9 protein-coding genes and 1 pseudogene are annotated in these 8,735 nt (G+C 46.5%); 4 read left to right on the forward strand and 6 right to left on the reverse strand.

The window, feature by feature from the left end:
- Positions 1-216 precede the first annotated feature (216 nt).
- The 4 genes from C7Y66_RS10295 to C7Y66_RS10310 all read right to left on the reverse strand — a co-directional run bounded on the left by C7Y66_RS10295 (position 217) and on the right by C7Y66_RS10310 (position 3,019).
- On the reverse strand, positions 217-1,068 hold the full coding sequence (locus tag C7Y66_RS10295; protein ID WP_106545506.1) for a DMT family transporter: 852 nt from the start codon (positions 1,066-1,068) through the stop codon (positions 217-219).
- Entirely contained in the window at positions 1,065-1,856 is a 792-nt protein-coding gene (locus C7Y66_RS10300) for an SDR family NAD(P)-dependent oxidoreductase (RefSeq protein ID WP_106545507.1), read from the reverse strand. Before C7Y66_RS10300 ends, C7Y66_RS10295 begins: the two co-directional genes overlap by 4 nt.
- Before the next feature lie 208 nt (positions 1,857-2,064).
- Positions 2,065-2,352 carry a lipopolysaccharide biosynthesis protein gene (locus C7Y66_RS10305; protein ID WP_233222613.1) on the reverse strand — a complete coding sequence of 96 codons (288 nt, stop codon included), beginning with the start codon at positions 2,350-2,352 and terminating at the stop codon, positions 2,065-2,067.
- A 91-nt stretch (positions 2,353-2,443) separates the two neighbouring features.
- Complete coding sequence (locus C7Y66_RS10310; RefSeq protein ID WP_106545508.1) at positions 2,444-3,019, reverse strand: helix-turn-helix domain-containing protein; 576 nt, start codon at positions 3,017-3,019, stop codon at positions 2,444-2,446.
- Between the two features lie 181 nt (positions 3,020-3,200).
- Between C7Y66_RS10310 and C7Y66_RS10315 the strand changes: the two genes are divergently transcribed.
- The gene (locus C7Y66_RS10315) at positions 3,201-4,397 is read left to right on the forward strand and encodes an NAD(P)/FAD-dependent oxidoreductase (RefSeq protein WP_106545509.1); all 1,197 of its coding nucleotides are present in this window, start codon (positions 3,201-3,203) and stop codon (positions 4,395-4,397) included.
- Here the strand turns inward: C7Y66_RS10315 and C7Y66_RS10320 are convergent.
- Positions 4,387-5,118, reverse strand: coding sequence for a diacylglycerol/polyprenol kinase family protein (locus tag C7Y66_RS10320; protein WP_199197353.1), 732 nt, complete (start codon positions 5,116-5,118; stop codon positions 4,387-4,389). The two genes, C7Y66_RS10315 and C7Y66_RS10320, sit on opposite strands and share 11 nt — an antisense overlap.
- 186 nt (positions 5,119-5,304) lie before the next feature.
- On the opposite strand from C7Y66_RS10320, the gene yidD reads away from it, so the two are divergent.
- A complete protein-coding gene (gene yidD / locus C7Y66_RS10325; protein ID WP_106545513.1) occupies positions 5,305-5,550 on the forward strand; it encodes a membrane protein insertion efficiency factor YidD in 246 nt (81 codons plus the stop codon).
- Between the two features lie 40 nt (positions 5,551-5,590).
- Here the strand turns inward: yidD and C7Y66_RS10330 are convergent, their stop codons facing one another.
- On the reverse strand, positions 5,591-7,714 hold the full coding sequence (locus C7Y66_RS10330) for a serine/threonine-protein kinase (RefSeq protein ID WP_106545510.1): 2,124 nt from the start codon (positions 7,712-7,714) through the stop codon (positions 5,591-5,593).
- A 507-nt stretch (positions 7,715-8,221) separates the two neighbouring features.
- Between C7Y66_RS10330 and C7Y66_RS32875 the strand changes: the two genes are divergently transcribed.
- Complete coding sequence (locus C7Y66_RS32875; protein WP_255409958.1) at positions 8,222-8,344, forward strand: hypothetical protein; 123 nt, start codon at positions 8,222-8,224, stop codon at positions 8,342-8,344.
- Between the two features lie 94 nt (positions 8,345-8,438).
- Positions 8,439-8,735: pseudogene (locus C7Y66_RS10335) on the forward strand (WD40 repeat domain-containing protein); the annotation flags it as partial.

Raw genomic sequence — 8,735 nt, forward strand, 5'->3', positions numbered from 1 at the left:
CTCTCTCCTACCCTAATCTCTGCCATAAATGACAGTAGCCATACTCTCTACTCTCTCTTGATAAAATACCCAAATTGAAAGGTATGTTAACTAAGTTTTTGATTTGCTTTGTTAATTTTTTTAAACGTAGGGTAGGCATTGCCCACCTGACAATGAAATTACCCGTTCTTCACAACCGAGCTAGGATTGCTATATCAAGCTGTTTTGCGAGCTAATTTACGTTTCTTGGAGATTGACCAAGAAGACACCCGTAAGTGTAATTATTCCACCGACTATAGATAAAAAACTGGGTAATTCTTGCAGCCAGATCCAGGCGATCGCAATTGCGAGAAATGGCACGAAATAAAGATAGCTAGCGGCTTTCGCGGCAGAAATTTGCGATAGGGTGTAAGTCCAAGTCATATAAGCGATCGCAGCGGGAAAAATGCCTAAATAGGCGATCGCTAAAGTTGATTCTAAGGAAGCTAGCCGCACTGTTGCTGTATCTGGTAAAAATCTTAGTAACGCGATCGTGCCACTCCAAATTGTATAAGTAGCTAACTCAAACGCACCGTACTTTTTAAACAGCGGTTTTTGTAAAATGAAATAAAATCCCTGAGAAATGGCAGCTAACAAAATTAGCACCGCGCCGAAGTTGAAGTGAAATCCTCGTATTTCTCCCAGTGAAATTAAAGCAGCACCAGTAAAACTAATGACAATTCCCAGCCATCCCCGTGCTGTCAATTTTTCACCCAAAAAGGCTGTGGCTAATAAAGCAGTAAAAATTGGACTAGAAGCATTCAGAAGACTCGCTGCGCCTGCGGTGACAGTTTGTTGTCCAAATGCTAAACATAAATGGTAAGTGCTAATACCTAAAAATCCGCCAAGGGCGATCGCGGGTAAGTCTTTAAGTTGCGGCAAACGCATTCGAGTGAAAGCAGCATAAATAGCTAGTGCGATCGAGGCGATCGCAAAGCGCAAGGCAACTAAATGTTCGGGGCTGTAGCCGCGTAAACCTGCCCGCACGCCAGCAAAGCCAGAACCCCAGAGGATGAGAGTTACCAACAGAGCAAATAGTTTTTTATTCACGCTGCATGATAGCCCCCGTCTACATACAGCACCTCACCTGTGATGTATGAAGCTGCATCGCTGGCAAGGAAAATATATGCACCAAGAAATTCTTCTACTTTTCCTCGCCTTCCCATTGGCGTAAATCTCGTTACCCGTTGCTGATACGGATCGTTTTCGTCGTACTCAACGCCTGCCATCATGTTGTCAATGTATCCAGGCGCGACAGCGTTAACTCTCACTCCTTTTTGCGCCCATTCCACAGCCATTGTCCGCACCATTTGATTAATCCCGCCCTTAGAAGCGGCATAAGGGACTAACCCTGGTATTCCTACAGCGCCAGCAATAGAAGAAGTCATAATGATACTACCAGCGCCGCGATGCCGAAGGCGGTTCGCTTCGCGACCATCGAGCATTTGTTGGGCGGCGAACTGGGCGCAGAAGTAGTATCCCCGCAAGTTAATATCGATAATTTTGTCCCATTCTTCCGCTTCGTATTGCTCGGCAGGTCTGATAATATCGATGCCAGCATTGCAAATTAAGATATCGATCGCGCCATAATGCTCTACTGTTCGGTCTATGAGTTGCTGGCAACGATCGCGTTTACTGACATCAACTTCAACAGCATAGACTTCTAAGCCTTGTGACTGAAACTCGCGTTGAGTTGCTTCTAGTTCCTCTAAATTCCAAGAGGAGATAACTACTTTTGCACCGCGATCGGCAAAACCACGCGCAATAGCTTTGCCCAATCCTCTACTAGAACCAGTAATGCAAACAACTTTACCCGCAACGCTGAATATATCTGCCATGAGTTGTTGGAGACCGAGTAGATTCTCATCATCTCAACATATCTCAAATCTAACTTGAGTTCAATATATTGAAAATTTAATATATGGAACTCCACTCTCAATCGAGCTTAATTCTTATTAAGTGTTAGCTGGTATTAACCACCTTGCAATAATCGGTCATATTCTGCATGGGTTCCAATCCAGAACCAGGCAATGTCATCATTTTCTTCTACTGCCAATCTTGCTCGAACTGGTATTTGGGGATAAATCGTAAAACCGCAGTCGGCAAACCCAATCCGGCGAGAAAAGCTAGAGAAAGACTGAGGGCGATCGCATAATCGTAAATTCCATACTCCGTGACTCCCAGCCACCGAGCAAGCAAGATTTGGGAGACATAGATCGTCCCAGCACTGAAAATTTGGACGCTCAACGCCGCACCTGCACCTCGTATCAATGTGTTTAGTAGATCGGATTGCTGGTGTTGTAGCCAAGATTCAAGTTTGGGCAACTTAGGCATCAATTGAGTTCTTAAACTTTAAATACTACAATTATACTACGTCCACGTCTTGCCCAAAATTCAATATATTGAATTTTATGATTTTTTGGAATCACAATACATACACAAGTAATGCCCGCGCTTCCTCCTCGCCAATATTTTGAATCTGGTGATGAAGATCCGCAGGATATCTCGCTGTATCGCCTGCGTTTAGAGTTTGCTCGCATGTACTGCTTTTAACTAGCAAATTTCCGCGCAAAACAGTTAAATGCTCGTAACTACCGGAGGCGTGTGGTTCGCTCTCCAAACAGGCATTGGGTTGCATCACCAGTTCGTACCACTCAGTAGCACCAGCAGATGAGATCGGGCTTAAAATTCGCAGCTTACACTTACCATCTTGGTTAGCGATTGTGGGGGTATGGTGCGATCGCATCACCTCAATTTTCGTAGGCGCGATCGCGTTTTCCACAGAAGCTTGACTGACTAACTCGGTAATACTGACATCTAAGGCATGGGCGAGACTCCATAAAGTGGCGATCGTCGGATTTGTTAACTCTCGTTCGATCTGCGACAGCATCGACTTAGAGACGTGAGAGCGTTGAGCGAGTTGTTCCAGAGTCAAATTACGGCGTTTGCGGATAGATTTAACGATCGCCCCGATTGCTGGCGGGGAAGGCTGGCGGGTCATCTACAGTAGCAGTACGATTGTATTTTTTACTCTAGGAGATTGCGGTAGCAATTCGCCAACACTAAAGCTGCGATAAATTAAACAACTAAAATTCAATCCCGTAGCAAGAGCAGGAATTTATAATTGCTTTGCTAGAGTGAAGAGAGTAGCCCTACTCGCAATCCGATCGCCCCTCAGAATTATGTCTCAACAACCCGCACGTATTTGTATTCTCGGTGGCGGCTTTGGCGGTTTATATACGGCACTGCGCCTAAGCCAGCTACCTTGGGAATCGGAAAAACCAGAAATTGTCCTAATCGATCGCAGCGATCGCTTCTTATTTTCGCCCCTGTTGTACGAATTGCTCACGGGTGAATTGCAAACTTGGGAAATTGCCCCACCATTTGTCGAACTCCTCGCCTCAACTGGGATTCGCTTCTGTCAGGGTGAAGGAGCAGAAATTGATATTTACGAACAGCGAGTTCGGCTGCAAGATGGAATCGAAATTTCTTACGATCGCCTAGTACTAGCTTTAGGTGGTGAAACGCCTCTAGATATGGTTCCTGGGGCATCCTCCTATGCTTTCCCCTTCCGTACCCTTGCCGATGCCTACCGCATGGAAGAAAGGCTGCGGTTACTTGAAGCATCTACAGCAGATAAAATCCGCGTGGCAATTGTAGGGGCAGGCTATAGCGGAGTAGAATTGGTGTGTAAGCTGGCAGATCGCCTTGGCGAAAGAGGACGCTTCCGATTAGTAGAACTGAGCGACCAAATTCTCAGAACCTCCCCAGAATTCAACCGCGAAGCAGCCACAAAAGCATTGGAAAAAAGAGGGATTTGGCTCGATCTCGAAACCAAAGTCGAGTCAATCGAACCAAATGCGATCGCCCTGGAATATAAAAATCAAGTCGATATTATTCCCGTAGATCTTGTCGTTTGGACGATAGGCACGCGAGTTGCGCCAATCGTGCGATCGCTGCCCCTCAAACAAAACCAACGCGGACAACTCACGGCGACATCGACATTGCAAGTCATAGATCGTCCCGAAATTTTTGCTTTAGGTGACTTAGCTGAATGTCGCGATGCCGCAGAGCAACAAGTTCCCGGTACTGCCCAAGCTGCCGTACAACAAGCAGACTACGCTGCTTGGAATATTTGGGCTTCCTTGACCCACCGTCCTTTACTTCCCTTCCGCTATCAGAATTTAGGGGAAATGATGACTCTAGGGATTGACAGTGCCACGCTTACGGGTTTGGGAATTAAGCTAGAGGGTCCTCTCGCCGCGATCGCCCGTCGTCTTGCTTATTTATATCGACTGCCAACTCTAGATCATCAAATTAAGGTAGGCATCAATTGGATTACCCGTCCATTTTTGCAGGGACTAGAGGCTAGGGAATAGGGAACAACAACTGAGTTAAAAGAAATCCCAATCCGGCGCTAGCTATGGGTACAGATAAGTTATCAATGCCGTACCAAGAAAAGGCTTCTAGACCTGTAGCTACCAAAGCAACTACAAAAGCCACGAGCCAAGCTGACCAAGTATTACCTTGTACGGCTATGAGGATCGCGCTACTGACAATGCAGCTAACTACAGCCATAGTTAGGGAGCCTTCCCAGCTTTTTTTCACACCCCCAACCGTGTAGATATGCTTGCCGTAACGCTGTCCGATTATAGCTGCAAGTCCATCACCCCAAGTCATGATTAGGATACCCAAGGCAGCAAAGTAAGGTTTTTGTACTGCCCAAAACCAAGCAACTAGAATGCCAATACTCACGGCGTAAAAGAACGTTCCTAAGCTTTTGCGTCCGATGCTGTTAATCCCGGGTAGAATTGGCAGACGATAGGAAAGTAAAGTAGTTGCACCTGCCAAAACTGATGCTCCAATCCCTATCCAGGCGGGAATATTTAATAACCAAGCGAATAAAATGACATTGCCAGTCCCAATGTGAACGATTTTCCGCACAATTTCGGGATCGCTATTTGTAAAACGGCTAACTACACCTGCGATCGCCAGGACAATTCCCAGCCAAACTCCTACCACCGCTATCTGTAGCCAGAGAGTAGGAATTCGAGCTAGTACCGGAAAATCAGCCATCAACGACTCAATCAAAACAGTCATAAAAGCTACTACATATCAAATGTAGTAGATTTGGGATACACAAGGAGAAGTCAGAAGTCAAAAGTCAGAAGTCAGAAGTCAGAAGTCGCAATTGACCGATCGCTGGTCACTGGTCACCGATCGCTGATAACTGCTTGCTGGTTACAAATGACCAATGACCAATAACATTGGAGGAAATTATCGATGTTGAAGATCGGATTAATTTGGTTAATTCGGGGCTATCGAATGTTAATTTCTCCTTTATTGCTGCCATCGTGTCGGTTTCATCCTACCTGTTCTACTTACGCCCTAGAAGCGATCGAACGTTTTGGCGCTTGGCGGGGTGGACTATTGGCAGTGCGACGCATCTTACGCTGTCATCCCTGGCATCCAGGCGGCTACGATCCTGTACCAGAAAGGAGGGAGCAGTTATCAGTGACCAGTGACCAGTGACCAGTGACCAATTATCAGTCACTTACGACTTACGACTTGATTAAGGCACGGTTTTTGTTTGCCAGTTGTATAAACTTCTGGTGTTTCCGACTGGAAAGCGGGCGCGTCTGCGGATTGGGCGGTTGGTGCGTCTGGCGATCGCGGGTTTGACTCGTCTAGAGATGGGTTGCGATCGCCTTAGAGTCGTTCGTCTCACAGTCGTTTGTCTTATCCTCGATTGAGGACGGGAGGTAGGAGCGGCGATCGCGGTTCTAGAGCGGTTGGGGCGGCTGCGGGGGCGATCGGTAACAGTTTTGGGTCTAGATGGAGTTACAACGGGCTGCGTTCGCGATTGGGGCGGTTTTGTTGCCGCTCTAGACTGTTGCGGTGGGATAGCGGTATTGGACGCTAAAGCAATTTTAATGGCTGCTTGTTGGGCAAGAGGAGCGATCTGCTGTTGCCAGTAGGGATGAATAGTAACTTTTCTGGTAGCTTGGAGGACATCTTGCCACTTACCCACAGCGGCGGCGCTTTTTGCTGCCTCCCAAGCGGCGCGGTTGTTTTGCCAGTCTCGCTGCCATTGGGCAATTGCAGTTTGGGCTGTTTGATAGACGGGGTTAGTGATGGGAATTGCTTTAACTAAGGCGATCGCCTGTGGTAAGTTTCCTGCTTCGTAATCGGTTTTCGCTTTTTCTAATAAACGGTTCGTCCACTGCGCGATCGAAGGCTTAGCTAAGGGATAAAGCGGATCGGTGCTGGGAATTTGACTGCTTAGGGCGATCGCAGCCGATAGATCGGTGGCAGCTAGCTGCTGTGCCTGGGCGAGGCGACACTGTTGAAGTCCGGCTTGAAGTTTGGCGTTGGTACTACTGTGAGTCGATGCTAGATCGATGCACTCTTGGTATTTTCTCGCAGTTTTGAGCGCGTTCATCTGCTCCAGAGTTTGCTCTGGATCTGCGACTGGATGCCAATTCGTTACGTATATCGCTGCTACGCTTGCTAAGACAGCTGTGAGTGCTGCTCCCACGCGGAGGGGATAGCGCTGTCTCGATCTGGAGGCTTTAGCAGGAGTTGACCGATCGGGGTTTACTAATGCTACAGCGGGTGGGTCGGGTATCCGTTCTAGAATTGGTAGTGCTTGGGTGGCAACCTCGGTAGTTGGGGTCGTGTCGAGTCCTGCCATCGTCACAGTATGAGTCTCGGCATGATTTTCAGGGAGATCGGTTTTCACCTCACGCTCTATGCCTTTAGGTGTGCCAACCAGAGTCAGATATTTCTCGACGTTCGACTGGTTGAAGCGAGATGCAGGTGGCGGTTGAATTCCTATAACTGGTTGCAGTAATGTGGGAAAATTGGCGAGTTGGCGCAGGGCAACCAAAGCAGCTACCGCTGTTTGATAGCGATTTTTGCTGTTGTAGCGCACCATTTTGGCAATGACTGCCCCCAGTCCCTCGCTGACTTTGGCATGTTGTCGCCACTCAATTTCGCCAGTGTCTGACTGTTCTGCTAACTGGGAAGGATTCATCCCTGTCAGAGCTTGAATGGCGATCGTGCCGAGGGCATAAATATCGCTGTTGGGTTGAGGTCTACCTTGACCTTGTTCTGTGGGCATGTAACCAGGAGTCCCGATCGCGATCGTGGCTGGCGGGCTATTTTCCTGTTGCCCGGTTCGCGTAAACACCTGCGTCCAAACCTGTTTGACTGAACCAAAATCTACTAAGACTAACTTGCCATCTGCAATTCGCCGGATCAGATTGTCAGGTTTAATATCGCGATGAATTGCTGCGTGAGCGTGGACGAAAACCAATATTTCTAGGACTTCTTGTAGCAGTTGGTAGACTTTACTTTCGTCCCAGCGATCGCCTGGAAGTAATTCTTTGGTAAGAGTATGTCCTTGAATGAACTCTTGAACGAGGTAAAACTCTTGATGTTCTTCAAAATAAGCTAGTAACCGAGGAATCTGGTCGTGATTGCCGAGTTGCTCTAAAATTTCTGCTTCTGTTTGAAACAACCGCCTGGCATTGTGCAAAAATTTAGAGTTGACGCTAGCAGGCTGGAGGTGCTTAACGACACATCGAGGATTTCCTGGTCGATGCATGTCTTGGGCTACGTATGTTTGACCAAAACCACCATTGGCTAAAACTTCTACAACTTGGTAACGCCCGCCTAGCAACTTGCCTCTCATCACCTGAATTCCCAGAAAATTAAGATAATGTTACAATATTTACAAACTATCCACTTACTCCTACAGTAATAATTACGTATTTTTTAAATTAATTTTGAGCGATCTCAAATAGTGTAAGTCCTCAGAGCTTGCTGAGAACGAGCAGTAGCCAAAATTTAATTACTAAAAGTTTAATAAATTTCCTGCTTTCTCACAAAGATGTTATTTCAAGTACGTGAGTTCCTGAAAACAAAGCTAAAATTCAAAATCTCAACTCCAAAAATAAAGTTCCTACAACGCCCTCAAAATTGGTAATAGCAGCTTTTCTACCGCAGTGTAGTAAACCAGAATATGCAGTGGAGAAAACATCATCATTCTATCCTGTAAAGGTTCTGCTTTCCTCCCTCTTGCTTGCTTGCACTAGTTAGTACTTGGCTTTTTGACAGCAAAATCCTCAAGAAAACTGTTAATAATGACCTGACTGTATGATGTGAAAAATTCATTCAAAGATCGCCAGGAATTCAAAATTTGCTCGCCACCAAATTTATTTCAACTTGGCAGGTACGAGCGATCGCGCCGATTCTTGGTAAATTTATCCCTAGTAACTCTATTCCTAGTAAAAAGGTAGTTCAGTCCGTCCACTTTGTCTAGCCTCTAGAGATTTTTACTCAAACAAGAGAGCCATTAGTCCAAAAACTATTTCTAGGTTAGCAATAATACAGCCAGTATCACTCCAGCCTCATCTATGCCACCTCAGTCTTTAGTTTCAATTGCGATTGCGATCGCGTGTCAGTTATCAGTTATCAGTTATCAGTTATCAGTTATCAGCGAGGGAGCAGGGACGAGCTGGGAGCAGGGGAAAGAGAGCAGAGGAGCAGAGGGGCAGAGGGGCAGAGGAGCAAGAACTGTCAACTACCAACTATCAAATTACCCATTACCCATTACCCATTACCCATTACCAATTACCAATTACCAACTACCATTACTCCTAACTCGTCTATGGCAGGGAAAATTTCAAGTCGATACAATTAGCGGCGGGGAT

This window comes from Chroococcidiopsis sp. CCALA 051 (assembly GCF_003015105.1).
Classification (GTDB): Bacteria; Cyanobacteriota; Cyanobacteriia; order Cyanobacteriales; family Chroococcidiopsidaceae; genus Chroococcidiopsis; species Chroococcidiopsis thermalis.